Annotated in this window: 15 protein-coding genes; 12 read left to right on the top strand and 3 right to left on the bottom strand. The window is 65.2% G+C overall.

What is annotated here, in order from left to right; all coding sequences use genetic code 11:
- The first annotated feature begins 64 nt into the window (after positions 1-64).
- The 4 genes from FBX97_RS01395 to FBX97_RS01380 all read left to right on the top strand — a co-directional run bounded on the left by FBX97_RS01395 (position 65) and on the right by FBX97_RS01380 (position 5837).
- Positions 65-1813 (top strand): glutamine--tRNA ligase/YqeY domain fusion protein, encoded by a 1749-nt coding sequence (locus tag FBX97_RS01395; protein ID WP_141828472.1) that lies wholly within the window; start codon positions 65-67, stop codon positions 1811-1813.
- A gap of 189 nt (positions 1814-2002) precedes the next feature.
- On the top strand, positions 2003-3853 hold the full coding sequence (locus FBX97_RS01390; protein WP_141828471.1) for a CHASE domain-containing protein: 1851 nt from the start codon (positions 2003-2005) through the stop codon (positions 3851-3853).
- A gap of 325 nt (positions 3854-4178) precedes the next feature.
- Positions 4179-4916, top strand: a complete 738-nt coding sequence (locus FBX97_RS01385) for a hypothetical protein (RefSeq protein WP_255517245.1) — start codon at positions 4179-4181, stop codon at positions 4914-4916.
- A gap of 339 nt (positions 4917-5255) precedes the next feature.
- Positions 5256-5837 (top strand): glycine-rich domain-containing protein-like, encoded by a 582-nt coding sequence (locus tag FBX97_RS01380; protein ID WP_255517244.1) that lies wholly within the window; start codon positions 5256-5258, stop codon positions 5835-5837.
- A 38-nt stretch (positions 5838-5875) separates the two neighbouring features.
- Here FBX97_RS01380 and FBX97_RS01375 read toward each other — a convergent pair whose 3' ends face one another.
- The gene (locus FBX97_RS01375; protein WP_141828469.1) at positions 5876-6751 is read right to left on the bottom strand and encodes an NAD-dependent epimerase/dehydratase family protein; all 876 of its coding nucleotides are present in this window, start codon (positions 6749-6751) and stop codon (positions 5876-5878) included.
- Between the two features lie 12 nt (positions 6752-6763).
- Between FBX97_RS01375 and FBX97_RS01370 the strand changes: the two genes are divergently transcribed.
- From FBX97_RS01370 to FBX97_RS01350, 5 genes are all read left to right on the top strand, one after another.
- Positions 6764-7792 (top strand): CDP-6-deoxy-delta-3,4-glucoseen reductase, encoded by a 1029-nt coding sequence (locus FBX97_RS01370; protein ID WP_141828468.1) that lies wholly within the window; start codon positions 6764-6766, stop codon positions 7790-7792.
- An 88-nt stretch (positions 7793-7880) separates the two neighbouring features.
- A complete protein-coding gene (locus FBX97_RS01365) occupies positions 7881-8615 on the top strand; it encodes a class I SAM-dependent methyltransferase (protein WP_185748436.1) in 735 nt (244 codons plus the stop codon).
- Positions 8616-8688: 73 nt separating this feature from the next.
- Positions 8689-9957: an MFS transporter gene (locus FBX97_RS01360; protein WP_141828466.1), complete on the top strand. Its 1269-nt coding sequence runs from the start codon at positions 8689-8691 to the stop codon at positions 9955-9957.
- 15 nt (positions 9958-9972) lie between these two features.
- Entirely contained in the window at positions 9973-10659 is a 687-nt protein-coding gene (locus FBX97_RS01355) for a DUF1345 domain-containing protein (protein WP_255517243.1), read from the top strand.
- A 112-nt stretch (positions 10660-10771) separates the two neighbouring features.
- Positions 10772-11155, top strand: a complete 384-nt coding sequence (locus FBX97_RS01350; protein WP_141828465.1) for an HPF/RaiA family ribosome-associated protein — start codon at positions 10772-10774, stop codon at positions 11153-11155.
- Between the two features lie 52 nt (positions 11156-11207).
- On the opposite strand, the gene FBX97_RS01345 is transcribed toward FBX97_RS01350, so the two are convergent.
- Positions 11208-11957: a DeoR/GlpR family DNA-binding transcription regulator gene (locus FBX97_RS01345; protein WP_141828464.1), complete on the bottom strand. Its 750-nt coding sequence runs from the start codon at positions 11955-11957 to the stop codon at positions 11208-11210.
- 137 nt (positions 11958-12094) lie between these two features.
- Here FBX97_RS01345 and FBX97_RS29820 point away from each other — a divergent pair, with 137 nt between their 5' ends.
- Positions 12095-13411, top strand: a complete 1317-nt coding sequence (locus tag FBX97_RS29820; protein WP_221631718.1) for an NUDIX hydrolase N-terminal domain-containing protein — start codon at positions 12095-12097, stop codon at positions 13409-13411.
- Here FBX97_RS29820 and FBX97_RS01330 read toward each other — a convergent pair whose 3' ends face one another.
- Positions 13412-14218, bottom strand: coding sequence for a helical backbone metal receptor (locus tag FBX97_RS01330; protein WP_141828463.1), 807 nt, complete (start codon positions 14216-14218; stop codon positions 13412-13414).
- Positions 14219-14335: 117 nt separating this feature from the next.
- Here FBX97_RS01330 and FBX97_RS01325 point away from each other — a divergent pair, with 117 nt between their 5' ends.
- Both FBX97_RS01325 and sbcB read left to right on the top strand, forming a co-directional pair.
- Entirely contained in the window at positions 14336-15295 is a 960-nt protein-coding gene (locus FBX97_RS01325; RefSeq protein ID WP_141828462.1) for a GGDEF domain-containing protein, read from the top strand.
- 138 nt (positions 15296-15433) lie between these two features.
- Entirely contained in the window at positions 15434-16882 is a 1449-nt protein-coding gene (gene sbcB, locus FBX97_RS01320) for an exodeoxyribonuclease I (RefSeq protein WP_141828461.1), read from the top strand.
- Positions 16883-16897: the final 15 nt, after the last annotated feature.

The following is a 16897-nucleotide window of genomic DNA, read 5'->3' as shown; positions in this document are numbered from 1 at the left end:
GCGGCCAGTGGCTACCCTTCTACGGTAAAATGCCCGGAATATTACCTATCCAAAACACCTTTTCATGAGCAACGACAAGAATTCCCCGGCGCCGGCGCCGTCGCCCAATTTTGTGCGCTCCATCGTCGAATCCGACATCGCCGCCGGCACCCATGACCGTCCCGGGATGCCGTCGGTGATCACCCGCTTCCCGCCGGAGCCGAACGGCTACCTGCACGTGGGCCACGCCAAATCGATCTGCCTGAACTTCGGCCTGGCGCGCGACTACCAGGGCCGCTGCCACCTGCGCTTCGACGACACCAATCCAGAAAAGGAAGACCAGGAATACGTCGACACCATCATGGACAGCGTCAAGTGGCTCGGCTTCACCTGGGAGCAAGGCGGCCAGGAGTACCTGCACTACGCCAGCGACTACTTCGACCAGCTGTACGCGATGGCCGAGTACCTGATCCAGAACGGCAAGGCTTACGTCGACAGCCAGAGCGCCGAAGACATGGCGAAGAACCGCGGCAACTTCGGTACGCCGGGCACCAACTCGCCGTTCCGCGACCGCCCGGCCGAGGAATCGCTGCAGCTGTTCCGCGACATGAAAGCCGGCAAGTACAAGGACGGCGAACACATCCTGCGCGCCAAGATGAGCGACGACGCGATGGCCTCGCCGATCATGACCAACCGCGACCCGGCCCTGTACCGCATCCGCCATGCGCACCACCACCGCACCGGCGACGACTGGTGCATCTACCCGATGTACGACTACACGCACCCGATTTCGGATGCGATCGAGAACATCACGCACTCGCTGTGCACGCTGGAATTCACTGACCACCGCCCGTTCTACGACTGGCTGGTCGACACCCTGGCCGACGGCGGTTTCTTCCCGCGTCCGGTGCCGCGCCAGTATGAATTCTCGCGCCTGAACCTGACGTATGTCGTCACCTCCAAGCGCAAGCTGCGCCAGCTGGTGGACAGCGGCGTCGTGAACGGCTGGGACGACCCGCGCATGCCGACCATCGTCGGCCTGCGCCGCCGCGGCTACACCCCGGAAGCCATCCAGCTGTTCTGCGAACGCATCGGCGTCACCAAGGTCGACAGCTGGATCGACATGAGCACGCTGGAAGGCGCGCTGCGCGACGACCTGGATCCGAAGGCACCGCGCGCGATCGCCGTGCTGCGTCCGCTGAAGCTGATCGTCGACAATTTCCCGGAAGGCCAGACGGTCGAGTGCAACGCGCCGGTCCACCCGCACCACCCCGAGATGGGCCAGCGCTCCTTCCCGTTCACGAAGGAACTGTGGATCGAGCAGGAAGACTTCATGGAAGTCCCAAGCAAGGGCTACCACCGCTTCACCCCGCCGACCGCCGACAAGCCGGGCGCCCGCGTGCGCCTGAAGTACGGTTTCGTAGCCGAGTGCACCGGCTCCGACAAGGACGAGAACGGCAACGTGATCGCGGTCCACGTGAACTATTTCGAGGATTCGAAATCGGGCACCCCGGGCGCCGACAACTACAAGGTCAAGGGCAACATCACCTGGGTCAGCGCTTCGCACGCCCTGGAAGCCGAAGTGCGCCTGTACGACCGCCTGTTCCTCGATCCGCAGCCGGACGGCGGCGGCAAGGACTTCATGAGCGTGCTGAACCCGAACGCGCTGGAAACCGTCACCGCCTACCTGGAACCGGGCCTGAAGGATGCCGTGCCCGACCAGCGCTTCCAGTTCGAGCGCCACGGCTATTTCGTGGCCGACCGCGTCGACTCGCAGCCGGGCAAGCCGGTGTTCAACCGCGTGACCACGCTGAAGGATAGCTGGGGCAAGTAAGGAAGCAAGCAAGCCCGAGACTTCCGGCATTGTCACCCGTCCTTCCCGGCATTGCCGGGAAGGACGGTGCCAGGCTGACGAAATAAACCTCCAATTCCATTCCCCTCTCCGCCACAACTCTCCACCCTGCTAGGTCCGCTCTCCAAGCGATTTGCGTAAGTTGCAACGCATAAATACCAGGAGCGCGCGATGGCATCCCTGTTGCGAGAAGCATTTTCGGTCACCCGCCTTTCGTTCTGGACTGGCGCACTGATGTCGTCGCTGATCGGTACCAGCCTGTACATCTTCACCCAGCGCTCGATCGAAAGCGATGCCCGCGAACGCTTCGTGAATCATGTCCGCTATGCCCAGAACGTCATCGGCGTGCGTGTCAAGTCGTACACGGACCTGTTGCGCGGCGCTGCCAGCCAGATACAGAGCACGGACACGCTCACCCACCGCCAGTTCCACGCCTACGTACAGGGACTGCAACTGCCGCACAGCTTTCCCGCGGTCGAGTACATCAATTACGCGGCGTACGTGGAGGAAGCGGATCGCGAAGACTTCATGCGTGGGCTGCGCAAGGAAGTCGAGGAGCTGCTCGGTCCGAAAGCCGAACCCGTCATTACGCCACCAGGTATCCGCCCCAGCTACCTGATCGTCAGGAATATCGAACCGGATCCGGGCCACCCCCGCTTTTACGGCCTGGACCTGAAGGCCATTCCCTACTTTTATTCCCAACTGACCGAGGAACGCGACAGCGGGACGGTGTTCTCGGCCGGCACGGCGATTCCCCTGCTGTCGAAACCGAACAACATCTACCTGGGCATGCGCATGCCCGTTTATCACATAGAGGCGCCGGTCGACACCGTTGCCCGCCGACGTGCCGCCTACCGCGGCTCGGTCGGGATCGCCATCAGCGTCCCCAAGCTGCTCAAGGGCGTACTCGACGAGATTCCGGTGGACAATGTGCGCATGACCCTCTATGACACCGGCAGGCGCATGGATGCCAACGGCAAGGACACCTCGGGCACTCGGCTCACGCTGTTCGACAGTCGCGGTACGCCGGCCCAGCCCAGCCCACCGCTCGACACCGGCCGCGAGCGTTTCAGCGTCTCGCTGCCGCTGGATTTCAATGGCCGTCCATGGACGATCATCTACAGCGTCAACAAGGCTGCGCTGTACACCGAATTCGACGACTCCTATCCGAAGATGATGATGTCCTTCGGTTTCATCGGCTCGATGCTGCTGTACGCCTTGCTGTTCATCCTGATGTCCTCACGCCGCGCTGCCCTGGCACTGGCCCGCGAAATGACCAGCGAGCTGCGCGAGAGCCAGAGCAAGCTGCAGTTGTCGCACCAGAAGCTGCGTCGCCTGGCCGACCACGCCTACCAGGTGAAGGAACACGAACGCAAGCGGATCGCCCGCGAGATCCACGACGACCTCGGCCAGAATCTGCTGGCCCTGCGCATCGAAGCCGAGATGCTGGCCACGCGCTCCAGGACCCACAGCCACCTGCACAAGCGGGCCACCACCACGCTGCAGCAGATCGACGTTACCATCAAGAGCGTACGCCAGATCATCAACGACCTGCGTCCGACCGTACTGGACCTCGGCCTGTCTGCCGCGGTGGAGTGGCAGGCCGCCCAGTTCCAGCGCCGCACCGGCATCAAGTGCCAGATCGACGACGACCATGGCGAAATCGCCATGCCCGACTACTGCGCCACGGCATTCTTTCGCATTCTGCAGGAATCGCTCACGAATATCGTACGCCATGCCAATGCCAGCAAGGTCGTCATCCAACTACGCCTGAACGGCGGATGGCTGACCCTGATCGTCCGCGACAACGGCTGTGGCATGCCGCCGGGCGGACGCAACAAGCACGGTTCGTTTGGCCTGGTCGGCATCGAAGAACGCATCCTCATCCTTGGCGGCACCTGCGCCGTTTTCAGCGAAAACGACGGCGGCACCACCATCATGGTCTCGGCGCCCGTCCTCGGCCTGCCCGACACGCAGCCCCTGCTCCTGAGCGAGCACGAAACGGGTTCCGCCGTTATCTGAATTGTGACGCACGCCACGCAGGGCGCATCGTTTTCGACGCGCCTCGGCGCGTTACGCCTTTTCCCCACATTTTGTAGCGCCCCGGCAACGCAATCCGGCTTTTGACTAAACGCAACTACCGCCGCTTATGCCTCAATTACATTGAGTACAGGCAATTCACGTCAACAAGCACTGCCTGGCTTACTGTCCAGTTGGAGAGCCGCTGCGACGTAGAGTTGACCGATATCGAAATAGATGGATCGCCAGATGCTGGCACATGGATTCCATGATGTCCGCCAAAACTAGGGTAGCAGTTCACAAAATTACTATATCGATGAGGACAACCATGAACATGAGCATGAACCTGAACGACCTGTTGAAGGCAGTGATGGCAATCGACCTCGATCCCATCAAGTGCAAGCTGATGCACGTCGAATCAGGCGAAGGCTGGAGCCTCGACCGGGCCAATGCCGTGGAAAAGGAATACCGCCGCTTCCTTTGCCTGATGAGGCTGTACCCGGAAGAAGAGACCGCACCACTGGTCGACGTCGACACCTTCTGGCACTACCATATCCTGGACACCATGAAATACGCGGCCGACTGCGACCAGGCATTCGGCTACTTCCTGCACCACTACCCCTACGTCGGTATGCGCGGTGACGACGACGCCCAGGTCCGCATCGACAGCGGCGAACGCATGCGTACCCTGTACGAAACCACCTTCGGCGAAATCTACCCGAGCGCGTCATGGGACGACCCGCAGGCCACGATGGATTGCCATACCGGCTTCGTCCAGATGGACGGCGGCACCCTGACCGCCTGGTGTGCCGGTCCGGGCGCCAAACGCACCAAAGTCGCAAGCGCCACCGCCTGGTGCGCAGGTCCTGGCGCCAAACGCACCAAAGGCGCAAGCGCCACTGCCTGGTGTGCCGGTCCGGGCGCCAAACGCACCAAAGTCGCAAGCGCCATCGCCTGGTGCGCCGGTCCCGGCGCCAAACGCACCGCAGGCACAAGCGCCACTGCCTGGTGCGCCGGCCCGGGGACTAAACGCACCGCGCCGAGCAGGCCGCAACTGGCCGCCTGATCACGACAGTGTCTCCTGGTCCGGCCGTCTCCTCCTTCGGCTGCACCAACTGGGTCCTTCCTGCAACGGGTAGGACCTTTTTTTCGTTAATATCAGCCATCCTCAAGCCTCCCTCGCGAAGACCGCCCATCATAGACAATTGCCCTTTGGAAGCCGACTCTCAGGCTAACGGCAACTCACTGATCGACTAGGTTTTAATTAAATTTTGCTAAATTACATTGATCCTACTCAATGAGTAAACGTGTGCCGTTTCGGCGCGGCTCCGATGGCATGGCGAGAAGTCCAATGTACACATCGAAGAGGATGAACATGAACGCAAATGAAGGATTAAAGGTAATCATGGCGCTCGATCTCGATCCCATCAAGGTCAAGCTGATGCACGCACGTTCGGGCGAAGGCTGGAGCCTGGACAAGGCGAATGCCATCGAAAAGGAATACCGGCGTTTCCTGTACCTGATGAAGACCTACCCCAACGAGGCGACGGCGCCGCTGGAAGACGTAGACACCTTCTGGCACTATCACATCCTCGACACCATGAAGTATGCGCGCGACTGCGAAGTGGTGTTCGGTTACTTCCTGCATCACTACCCGTATGTCGGCCTGCGCGGCGAGGACGACGAGCAATTCCGCATCGACAGCGGCGAACGCATGCGCACCCTGTACGAAGTCACCTTCGGTGAAACCTATCCGGTGCTGTCCGCTGACAGCGTACAAGCCGAGGCTTTCTGCGCCGGGCCCGGAACGGCGTTCTGCGCGGGGCCAGGCATCGAGACTGCGTTCTGCGCGGGTCCGGGCAATAAGACTGCCTTCTGCGCGGGCCCCGGCATCAAGACTGCGTTTTGCGCGGGGCCGGGCATACGCATCGGCGCCCCTGCCGATGACGGCAGCATCAGGCGTGCGGCACGGGCCGATATCGCTTGACGATACAGTCTCGGGCAAGGACGCGGCGAACCCGAATCCTAACGCGATGAGTTCAGAAAATCCTGTACCTGCGGGTAACGCAAGCGTACCCGCAGTTCGCGCTTGATGCGCGTATTCACCAGCTGGCGCGACTCCGACATGAAGGACAGCCGCAGCGGCGGCACCGTCCGCTCCAGCTCGGCACGCGACAGGCGCGGCGGCCGCGCCAGGCCGTGGGCATCGGCGACCAGGTCGAAATACTCGGCCATCTTCATGCGCGTATCGTCCGAGGCGTTGTAGGCGCGCCCCGGCAAGGCCCGGAACAGCGCCAGGCAGGCCAGCTGCGCCAGGTCGTCGGCGTGGATGTGGTTGGTGTACACGTCGTCCTCCGGCCGCAGCGCCGGCGTGGCCTGGCGCAGGCGCTCGAGCGGCAGCCTGTCTCCCGCATAGATGCCGGGCGCGCGCAGGATCGCCACCGACCCGCCGGCCGCCAGCGCCCAGGCCCGCAGCACCTGCTCGGCGTCGACGCGGCGCCGCGCGCGGGCGTTGCGCGGCTGCCGCGGCGCGCTCTCGTCGGTCAGCGCCCCGCCGCGGTCGCCATAGACACCGGTGGTGCTGACATAAACCACACGCGCGCCCTCGGGTAGAATGGCGGTCAAATTGCGTGTGCGCAAATCCAGATCCCCCTGCTGCTGCGGCGGCGCCAGGTGCAGCACGTGCTGCGCCAGGCCGCGCAGCCGGCGCAGCGTGTGCGGCCGGTCGAGGTCGGCCACGATGGGCACCGCCCCGGCCGCGCGCAGCGCGGCCCGGCGTTCCGGTTGACTGGTCAGGGCAAACACCCGAAAACGCCGGGTGACCCACGGCAGCAGGCGCATGCCGACATCGCCGCAGCCCACGATCAGGAGGCGCGGCCGTTTGAAATTAATCGTATTCATTCCGAGGATTGTATGACGTTCCAGATCACTGTCCAGCCCAGTGGCCACCAATATGCCTGCGAGCAGGACGAAACCGTGCTCGCCGCCGCGATCCGCGCCGGCATCGGCCTGCCCTACGGCTGCAAGAACGGCGCCTGCGGTTCGTGCAAGGGCAAGGTCGTCGAAGGCACGATCCACCACAAGCCGCACCAGCAGCGCGCCCTGTCCGAACAGGAAAAGCTGCAGGGCTACGCCTTGTTCTGCTGCGCCGTGGCCGAGGGCGACCTCACCATCGAGGCGCGCGAAGTCGGCGGCAGCAGCGAGTACCCGCTGCGCAAGATGCCGACCCGCGTGGTGTCGATCCGCCGCGCGGCGCCCGACGTCGCCGTCGTCACGCTGCAGCTGCCGGCCAACGAGGCGCTGGCCTACCGCGCCGGCCAGTACATCGAATTCCTGCTCAAGGACGGCAAGCGCCGCGCCTACAGCATCGCCAACGCGCCCTCGTTCAGCGGCCCGCTCGAGCTGCACATCCGCCACCTGCCGGGCGGCGTGTTCACCGACCACGTGTTCTCCAACATGAAGGAGCGCGACATCCTGCGCTTCGAGGCGCCGCTGGGCACCTTCTTCCTGCGCGAAGACTCGGACAAGCCGATCGTGCTGCTGGCCTCGGGCACCGGCTTCGCGCCGGTCAAGGCGCTGGTCGAGCACATGATCCACCTGAAGTCCGAGCGGCCGGTCAGCCTGTACTGGGGCGGACGGCGGCCGCAGGACCTGTACATGGCGGAACTCTGCGAAGGGTGGGCGCGCGAACTGCCGCACTTCCAGTACGTGCCGGTGATCTCGGATGCGCTGCCGGAAGACGGCTGGACGGGCCGCACCGGCTATGTGCACGCGGCCGTGATGCAGGACATCCCGGACCTGTCGAACCACCAGGTATATGCCTGCGGCGCACCGGTGATGGTCGATTCGGCGCGCCAGGACTACGTGGCGCAGTGCGGGCTGCCGGCCGAGGAATTCTACGCCGACGCGTTTACCACCGAGGCCGACCTGGCCCAGTCCTGAAGCGGCGCACGATGTAGTGTTTTTTGCATGTTGCATTGCGATTTGGGGTAAGGTTTCCTTGCATCCCAACCCGACAATGAGCTCCGCCATGCCAACTTCGCTTCGTGTTGTTCCCCTTCTTGCAGCATTGAGTATTTCCCTGCTGGCCGGCGGCGTGCCCGCCCACGCCGGCGGCCAGGCCCAGACCGCGCCGGAGTGGCAGGCCGCCATCGCCAGCCCCCTGCGCACCGACGACGACCGCAAGGCGGACGACAAGCGCAAGCCCGCCGAATTCCTCGCGTTCGCCCAGGTCAAGCCGGGCATGAAGGCGCTCGACATCTCGGCCGGCGGCGGTTCCACCGCGACGCTGCTGGCGGCGGCGGTCGGCAGCAAGGGCGAGGTATGGGCGCAGAACGCCATGGAGAACGCCAAGCTGGACGCGCGCAAGGTGCCCAACCTGCATTCGTTCGTGGCCGGCTTCGACAACCCGCTCCCGCCGCACGCGCCGGCGCTCGACCTCATCACCATCAACATGTCCTACCACGACATCGCCAACACCCCGGCCAACCGCGATGCCATGAACAAGCGCCTGTACGATGCGCTGAAGCCGGGCGGGAAACTGGTCATCATCGACAACGCCGCCAAGAAAGGCAGCGGCCTGTCGGCCACCAGGACCCTGCACCGCATCGACGAGGACAGCGTGGTCCAGGAAGTCACGCGTGCCGGCTTCAAGCTCGACACCAGCAGCGGCTACCTGCGCGCGCCGTCGGACCCGCGCGAGCAGCCCTTCTTCGAGATGAAAGGGGCGCCGGACGACAAGTTCGCGCTGCGGTTCGTGAAGTAACCCGTATTGACTGCATATACATCTTATATAGTGCACAATAGGGCTCGCATTCCCGCCAGCCCTATTCCACTTTATGTCTTCGACCGCTCCCACAGGCCGCCTCGGCGTCCTGCGCAACCGCAATCTGTCGTTCTACCTGTCGGCCCGCTTCCTGAACACCATCGCCATCCAGATGCAGAGCGTCGCCGTCGGCTGGCAGGTCTACCAGATCACCCACAATGTGTTCGACCTCGGCCTGATCGGCCTGGCGCAGTTCGCGCCTTTCCTGGTGCTGATCCTGTGGGCCGGCCACGTCGCCGACACCCACAACCGCCGCACCATCATCCTGCTGTGCATGGGCACCCAGCTGCTGTGCAGCCTGCTGCTGCAGCTGTTCACCTGGTCCGGCAGCACGGTCGTGTGGCCGGTGTTCGCGATCCTGGTGCTGTACGGCAGCGCGCGCGCCTTCAGCCAGCCGGCCTCGCAGGCGGTGCTGCGTAACCTGGTGCCGACCGAGTCCTTCTCGCAGGCGGTGGCGCTCAGCTCGTCGAGCTTCCAGGTGGCGGTGATCGCCGGCCCGGTGATCGGCGGCCTGCTGTACGTCTACGGCGCCAACGTGGTCTACCTGGTGTCGAGCGTGCTGCTGGCGCTGTCGCTGGCAATGATGGCCTGCACCCGCAGCGCGCCGCAGGCGATGAACAAGGCTCCGGTCAGCTGGAACACGCTGCTCGAAGGCCTGCGCTTCGTGTGGAGCCGCCCGATCGTGCTGGGCGCCATCTCGCTCGACCTGTTCGCGGTGCTGTTCGGCGGCGCCACCGCCCTGCTGCCGGCCTATGCCCACGACGTGCTGCATGCCGGCCCCACCGCCCTCGGCATCCTGCGCACCGCGCCCGGCGCCGGCGCCGCGCTGTGCTCGATCGCGCTGGCGTTCTGGCCGATCCAGCGCCGCGTCGGCCCCTGGATGTTCGGCGGCGTGGGCCTGTTCGGCCTCGGCACCATCGTGATGGGCCTGACCGACATGTTCCCGATCGCGCTGATCGCCCTGTTCCTGATGGGCGCCGGCGACATGATCAGCGTCTACATCCGCCACCTGCTGGTGCAGTACGAGACGCCGGACGAGATCCGCGGCCGCGTCAGCGCCGTGAATGCGGTGTTCATCGGCGCGTCCAACGAACTGGGCGAGTTCGAATCGGGCGTGACGGCCAGCTGGTTCCGGCTGGTGCCGGCGATCCTGTTCGGCGGCGTCGCCACGCTGGTCGTCACCGGTACCTGGATGAAGCTGTTCCCGGTGCTGTCGCGCATGGACCGCTTCCCGCACCACGCAGCCGAGGAAGCCGCCCGCGCCGCCAAGAACACCACGTAAACAGTTGAACCCGTCATGGCCTCGCTGAAGGAAACCCTGGGCGACATGTGCCTGCTGCATCGCCTGGTGCTCAACCGCCCCTACCTGGCGCTCGCGATCGGATTCGGCGGCCTGGTGGCCGCGCTGTGGCCGGCGCAAGGCAGCTGGATGCGGCAGGCGCTGGTCGGGTGGAACGCCGGCGTGTGGAGCTACCTGCTCGGCATGGCCTGGCTGGTCGCACGCGCCGACCATGGCCGGGTGCGCGAGATCGCCCGCAGGCAGGACGAAAGCGCGGGCCTGGTGCTGGCCACGCTGCTGGCCGGCGCCGGCGTAAGCCTGTATGCAATCATCGCGGAACTGACGCAGAAGGGCCATGTGCCGGCACACGATGCCGCCATGCGCTATGCGTTCACGGCGCTGACCGTGATCGGTACCTGGCTGCTGGTCGGCGTGCTGTTCTGCTTCCATTACGCCCACGTTTACTACCGCGACGGCAACAGCGAGCCGCCGCTGCGGTTTCCGCAAGAAAACTTCGAACCCGACTATTGGGATTTCCTGTATTTCTCGTTCACGATCGCGGTCGCGGTCCAGACCTCGGACGTGGCGGTGGCCTCGCGTACCATGCGCAAGGTGGTGCTGGGGCAATCGGTGCTGGCCTTCTTCTTCAACCTGCTGATCCTCGGGCTGTCGATCAATATTGCCGCCGGCTTTATTGATTCCTGAAGCGCGTTTCCGATATGCAGCACGAATGCGCGTTCACGGTGCACTAGCGAACGTAGAACGCGCATGGAAGCGGGTAAGATCGTTTCAACAATATTCATTAGTGGAGCGATTTATGGAAATCAATATCAATACCGACAACACCATCGACCGCCACCAGGGCCTGGACGAACGCGTCCGCGAAGCCGTCGAATCCAGCATCGGCCGTTTCGAGCAAGTCCGCCGCGTCGATGTCCACCTGAGCAACCAGAATGGCCAGAAGCACGCCGACGGCGACAACTATTGCATGATGGAAGCGCGCGTGGCCGGCTACGAGCCGGTGGTCGTGCATGCCCATGCCGAAAACCTGCACCTGTCGATTTCCGGCGCCTCCGGCAAGCTCAAGCGCGCACTGGACAGCGCACTGGGCCGCCTGGCCGACAAGAACAAGCGCGATCCGCTGCCGATGGGCGCGGACGTGGATCCGGAATCGTACAAGGGCCTGACCGATAACCAGTAACGGGACCCCGATCCGTACCGAAGCCGGCATCCATGCCGGCTTTTTTATTGCGTCACAGAATACGCACGCCGAGCTTGCGGTACTCGGCCAGGACCGGCTCCGGCACCGAACCGGCGGTGACCAGGGTGTGCAGCGCGCCCGCTTCGCACACCACGTGCGATTCGGCCGTGCCGAGCTTTTCCGGGGTGATCAGCGCCACCACGTGGCTGGACGCGCGCACCATGGCGCGCTTGACGGCGGCCTCGTCGGCATCGGCGACGGTCAGCCCAGCCAGCGGATGCAGGCCATAAGCGCCCAGGAAACACCAGTCCGCCCGCAGCTGCCGGAAAAAATCCACCGCTTCCACGCCCAGGTTCACGCGGTACGGCGCATGCACCCGGCCGCCGGCCATGCGCACCTCGACGCCCGGCTGGTCGAGCAAGGCGGTGGCTGCCGGCAGGCTGTTGGTGGCCACGCGCAGCTGGCGCACTGCGGGCAGTTGCCGCGCCAGCCAGCCGACCGTGGTGCCGCCATCCAGGATCACCATCTGGCCGTCGTGGATCAAGGAGGCGGCCTTGCGCGCAATGTCCTGCTTGGCGGCGGCGTCGTGCTGCTCGCGTGCCTGGTAGGCATTCGGGATCGGCGACGGCACCACGGCGCCGCCGCGTATCCGGGTCAGCAGCCCCTGCCGCGCCAGCTCCTCGATGTCGCGCCGCACCGTGTCCTCGGACACGCCCAGGAACTGGCTGAGAGGGATCAGCTGGACCTGGCCGTCCAGGCGCAACCGGTCGAGGATGTGGTGGAAACGTTCGTGCTTGAGCATGGGCGGATATTGCAGGGTTGACAGCGAAAACGCAACGGTGCCGGCTATCACAGCATCGGCACCGATCGAATATTTGCAATATTATGCGATTTTCTGCGGTATTATGCGGTATCCAATGCCGATAAGCGACCATCCTCATGCCTGCTTTCCCACCCTCCGCCGGCCCCTTCCGCGCCGTGCTGTTCGACCTCGACGGCACCCTGGCCGATACCCTGCCCCTGTGCATCCGTGCCTTCCGCCATGCCATCGAACCCGCCGCCGGGCGCCCGGTGAGCGATGCCGAGATCGTCGCCACCTTCGGTCCGTCCGAGGAAGGCACGATCCGGGCACTGGTACCCGGGCACTACGATGCCGCGCTCGCGGCTTACCTGCACCATTACGAACGGCTGCACGGGGATTGTCCGGCGCCCTTTGCCGGCATCGCCGAGCTGCTGCGCGACCTGCGCCGCCAGGGCGTGCGCCTCGGCATGGTCACCGGCAAGGGCGCGCGCAGTACCGTGCTGTCGCTGCGCCGGTTCGGCCTGGAAGACGCATTCGAGATCGTCGAGACCGGCTCGCCGCACGGACCGCGCAAGACCGAGGCCCTGCTGGCCATCCTGGCGGCCTGGGACATGGCGCCGGGCGATGCGGTGTATATCGGCGATGCCCCGAGCGACGTGGCGGCGGCGCGCGCGGCTGGCGTCGCGGTCGTGTCCGCCGCCTGGGCCGGCACGGCCGACCTTGCCGCCCTGCGCGCGCTGGCGCCCGATCTGCTGGCGGCGACGGTCGACGAACTGCGCAGCTGGCTGTGGCCACGGCTGGCCGCGCCGGCGCCCGACGCTTCGGCGACGCAATGGCTCGGTATCGCCCAGCGCCTGCAGGCACTGGCCCAGGCCGGACTGGCCTACGATCCGCATGTCTACGACGCCGAGCGCTACCAGGAAATCCTGGCGCTCAGCCAGCGCATGCTGGGCCACCTGACCGGCCTGCCGATCCCCTTCTTCGAGCAGGCCGTCGCCGCCGAACGCGGCTATCCGACGCCCAAGGTCGACGTGCGCGCCGTCATGTTCCGCGGCGCGGACGAGATCCTGATGGTGCGCGAAAAAAGCGACGGCGGGCGCTGGTCGCTGCCGGGCGGCTGGGCCGACGTCGGCTGCACGCCCTTCGAGGTGGCGGTCAAGGAAGTGCGCGAAGAAACCGGTTTGCGGGTGCAGGCACAGCGCCTGCTGGCCTTGTGGGACATGCGCCGCCATCCGCATCCGCCCCAGGCCTTCAGCATCTACAAGGCGGTCATCCTGTGCCGCGTGCTGGACGGCCAACTGCAGGCCGAGACGGCGGAAACCCTCGACGCGCGCTGGGTGGCGCGCGGCGAGCTGGCAGGGCTGGACCTGTCCACGGGGCGCATCACGCTGCCCCAGCTGGAACGGCTGTTCGCTTACGCAAGCCAACCGGACCTGCCCACCGAGTGCGATTGATTAGTTGCCTTCCAACATAGTGCGCAGCCGGCTCAGATACCTGAGCCCGGCCAGCGCACGGCTGCCGTACCACGACATCATCTCCCCGTCCACCAGCAGCACGGGGATGCCGATCTGCTTTTCCAGCGCATCCGCATGCGCTTCCGTGAAGCGATAGGGTTCGGTCGACAGCAGCACCGCATCCAGTCCGTGCACCAGTTCCTCCGACCAGGTGAAACGCGGATAGCGCACGCCGGCGTCCAGCACCGGCACGCGCCAGCCCAGCTCGGCCAGCATGCTCGCGATATAGGTATCCTGCGACACGCTCATCCACGGATCCTGCCAGATGCAGTAGAGGACAGTCCGTTGCGGTCCGGCTGCGGATGCGCGCAGGGTGGCATATTCGGCCTCGAAGTCCGCGCACCAGCGCTGCGCCGCCGCCTCGGCGCCGAAGATGCCGCCCATCAGGCGCGCCAGCGCCAGGTTGTCGCGCGGGACGTTCGGATGGGTGACCACCACGTGCGGCACGAATTCGGCCAGCCGCTCGACGGTCGGCTTTTCGTTCTCGTCGATGTTGACCACGACGTGGGTCGGCGCCAGCCGGCGGATCTTGTCGACGTTGACGTCCTTGGTGCCGCCCACCTTGGGAATGCGGGCAACGATCTCGTGCGGATGGATGCAGAAACCGGTCCGGCCCACCAGCTGCGCCGCCAGGCCCAGCTCGCACAGCAGCTCGGTGATCGAGGGCACCAGGCAGACGATGCGGGCATCGGCGGCGGGCAGGTGGCGCCGGCCGATGGCGTCGATAAAGTCCTTGGATGTGTTCATGCCGCTATTGAAACACTTAATGTAGACTAGCGCGCGTGTCAGACACGGTCATTGGAACCAATGCGGTATGATGCGGCATTGTCAACACGCATTCATCCCGGGAAACAAAGAACGCACATGGACCTCATCGACAGCTTCGGCGCTTCGCGCTACGACATCCATGACCTGGAACTGTTCCGTGATGCCGTGACCCCGGCCGTCAAGCGCGCGCTCGCGCCCTGCAAGGTGGTGCGGCTGGCGAAAGGCGAACAATTGCAGGACAGCGTACGCGCCCACCTCTACATCGTGCTGTCGGGCGCGCTGGGCGTGGCCGCCGAGACCGCAATGGGCGAAGCCACCATCGAACGCATCGCCCCGGGCGGGAGCGTGGGCGAGCAATCGGTGCTGGACGATGCCGCCAACCTGGACACCATGACCGCGCTCGAGGACACCGAATTGCTGGTGATCGACGCCGATTTGCTGTGGCAATTGATCGATGAACACAACGGCATCGCCCGCAACCTGCTGCGCCTGCTGTCCTTCGGCATCCGCAAGGCCAATGCGATGCTGCGCCGGCGCCAGAAGCTGGGCGAGTTCTACCGCCAGCTGTCGCTCAACGACGGCCTCACCGGCCTGTACAACCGCGCCTGGCTGGCCGACATGCTGCCCAAGCTGGTGATGCGCGCGCGCAAGGACACTACTCCGCTGTCGCTGGTGATGATCGACCTCGACCATTTCAAGCGCTTCAACGACACCCACGGTCACATCCTCGGCGACCACGCGCTGGTCACCGCCGCCGGCGTGATCAAGGATGCGCTGCGGCCGTCCGACTTTGCCGTGCGCTATGGTGGCGAAGAAATGATGGCGATCCTGCCGAACACCGGCGCCCAGGCCGCCATGCTGGTGGCCGAGCGCCTGTGCAGCCGCCTGCGCGACGCCACCGTGTTCACCGACATGCGCCTGCCGCTGCCGCACGTCACCGGTTCCTTCGGCCTGGCCACCCTGAGTCCGGAGCAGGACGAACTGGCGCTGATCGCCGCTGCCGATGCGGCGCTGTATCGCGCGAAGCAGGCCGGCCGCAACCGCATCTGCAGCTGAGCCTGCATTTACGCGACCGTTGCCGCCTGCCCCGGTTCCCGGGATGGGCTTGATTGCCTGCTAGGGCCGGGCCGGGCGGCACGTTAGAATGGCGTGTCGCAACTCCTTGCCGCGCAACCAAGCCGCATTCCCGGATTCATGAGCACCCATACCTTCCTCTGGCACGACTACGAAACCTTCGGCGCCGAACCGCGCCGCGACCGCCCTGCGCAGTTTGCGGCAATCCGCACCGATGCCGAACTCAACGAGATCGGCGAGCCGATCATGCTGTACTGCCAGCCGGCGCCCGACTACCTGCCCGATCCGCAGGCTTGCCTGATCACCGGCATCACGCCGCAGCACTGCCTGGAACACGGGGTGCCCGAGCACGAATTCGCCGCCACCATCTGCGCCGCCTTCAGCGAACCGGGCACGGTCGGGGTCGGCTACAACACGATCCGCTTCGACGACGAAGTCACCCGCTTCCTGTTCTGGCGCAACCTGATCGACCCGTATGCGCGCGAGTGGCAGAACGGCTGCGGCCGCTGGGACTTGCTCGACGTGGTGCGCATGACCTACGCGCTGCGTCCGGACGGCATCGTCTGGCCGAAGCGCGAGGATGGCAAGCCCAGCTTCCGCCTCGAAGACCTCAGCAAGGCCAACGGCCTGCAGCATGAAGCCGCGCACGACGCGCTGTCCGACGTGCGCGCCACCATCGCGCTGGCGCGCCTGATCCGCGGCAAGCAGCCCAAGCTGTTCGATTTTTGCCTGGAACTGCGGCGCAAGGACAAGGTGGCCGCGGAAATGGGCCTGCACCTGGAACGCGCCCAGCGCCAGCCCTTCCTGCACGTGTCAGGCATGTTCCCGGCCGAACGCGGCTGCCTGGCCGTGGTCTGGCCGATCGCCTCGCACCCGACCAACAAGAACGAGGTGCTGGTCTGGGATTGCCGCCACGACCCGTCGGAACTGTTTGCGCTGAGCGTGGACGTGATCCGCCAGCGCATGTTCACCCGCAGCGCCGAGATGCCGGAAGGAATGACGCGCCTGCCGATCAAGAGCGTCCACCTGAACAAGTCGCCGATGCTGGTCGGCAACCTGAAAACCCTGAACGCCGCCAAGGCGGTGGAATGGGACATCGACCTGGAGCGCTGCCTGGCCCACGCGCGCATCGCCGCCGGCGGCCCCGACATGGCAGCCGTGTGGGCCAAGGTGTTCCAGAAGGATGCCGCGCCGGCAGCGCCCGACGTCGACGAAGACCTGTATGGCGGCTTTGTTTCCAGCGGCGACCGCCGCCGCCTGGAATCGCTGCGCGCGGAATCGCCGGCGCAGTTGGCGGGCAGCCGGCCTTCGTTCGAGGATCCGCGTCTGGAAGAACTGTTCTTCCGCTATCGTGCTCGCAATTTCCCCGACACTTTGAATGCCGAGGAAATGCAGACCTGGGATGCGCACCGCGCAGCACGCCTGTTCGAAGGCGACGGCGGCGCGCGCTCGGTCGATCAATTGTTTGGAGAAATCGATGCGCTCTCGGAGACGGCGGACGAGCGCGCCGAGGCGATTCTCGGCGCGCTGTACGATTACGCGGAAGCGATTGCGCCCGAGCCTAACTGACCAAGGGCGTGCCTG

This window comes from Herbaspirillum sp. SJZ107 (assembly GCF_006715485.1).
GTDB lineage: Bacteria > Pseudomonadota > Gammaproteobacteria > Burkholderiales > Burkholderiaceae_D > Telluria.
The sequence above is the reverse complement of the archived record's forward strand: the minus strand, read 5'-3'. Positions and strand labels throughout refer to the sequence as shown.

Bases quoted from the DNA above. Each gene is read 5' to 3' on its own strand.
- FBX97_RS01395 (WP_141828472.1), top strand. From the start codon at position 65: ATGAGCAACGACAAGAATTCCCCGGCGCCGGCGCCGTCGCCCAATTTT.
- FBX97_RS01390 (WP_141828471.1), top strand. From the start codon at position 2,003: ATGGCATCCCTGTTGCGAGAAGCATTTTCGGTCACCCGCCTTTCGTTC.
- FBX97_RS01385 (WP_255517245.1), top strand. From the start codon at position 4,179: ATGAACATGAGCATGAACCTGAACGACCTGTTGAAGGCAGTGATGGCA.
- FBX97_RS01380 (WP_255517244.1), top strand. From the start codon at position 5,256: ATGGCGCTCGATCTCGATCCCATCAAGGTCAAGCTGATGCACGCACGT.
- FBX97_RS01375 (WP_141828469.1), bottom strand. From the start codon at position 6,751: ATGAATACGATTAATTTCAAACGGCCGCGCCTCCTGATCGTGGGCTGC.
- FBX97_RS01370 (WP_141828468.1), top strand. From the start codon at position 6,764: ATGACGTTCCAGATCACTGTCCAGCCCAGTGGCCACCAATATGCCTGC.
- FBX97_RS01365 (WP_185748436.1), top strand. From the start codon at position 7,881: ATGCCAACTTCGCTTCGTGTTGTTCCCCTTCTTGCAGCATTGAGTATT.
- FBX97_RS01360 (WP_141828466.1), top strand. From the start codon at position 8,689: ATGTCTTCGACCGCTCCCACAGGCCGCCTCGGCGTCCTGCGCAACCGC.
- FBX97_RS01355 (WP_255517243.1), top strand. From the start codon at position 9,973: ATGGCCTCGCTGAAGGAAACCCTGGGCGACATGTGCCTGCTGCATCGC.
- FBX97_RS01350 (WP_141828465.1), top strand. From the start codon at position 10,772: ATGGAAATCAATATCAATACCGACAACACCATCGACCGCCACCAGGGC.
- FBX97_RS01345 (WP_141828464.1), bottom strand. From the start codon at position 11,957: ATGCTCAAGCACGAACGTTTCCACCACATCCTCGACCGGTTGCGCCTG.
- FBX97_RS29820 (WP_221631718.1), top strand. From the start codon at position 12,095: ATGCCTGCTTTCCCACCCTCCGCCGGCCCCTTCCGCGCCGTGCTGTTC.
- FBX97_RS01330 (WP_141828463.1), bottom strand. From the start codon at position 14,218: ATGAACACATCCAAGGACTTTATCGACGCCATCGGCCGGCGCCACCTG.
- FBX97_RS01325 (WP_141828462.1), top strand. From the start codon at position 14,336: ATGGACCTCATCGACAGCTTCGGCGCTTCGCGCTACGACATCCATGAC.
- sbcB (WP_141828461.1), top strand. From the start codon at position 15,434: ATGAGCACCCATACCTTCCTCTGGCACGACTACGAAACCTTCGGCGCC.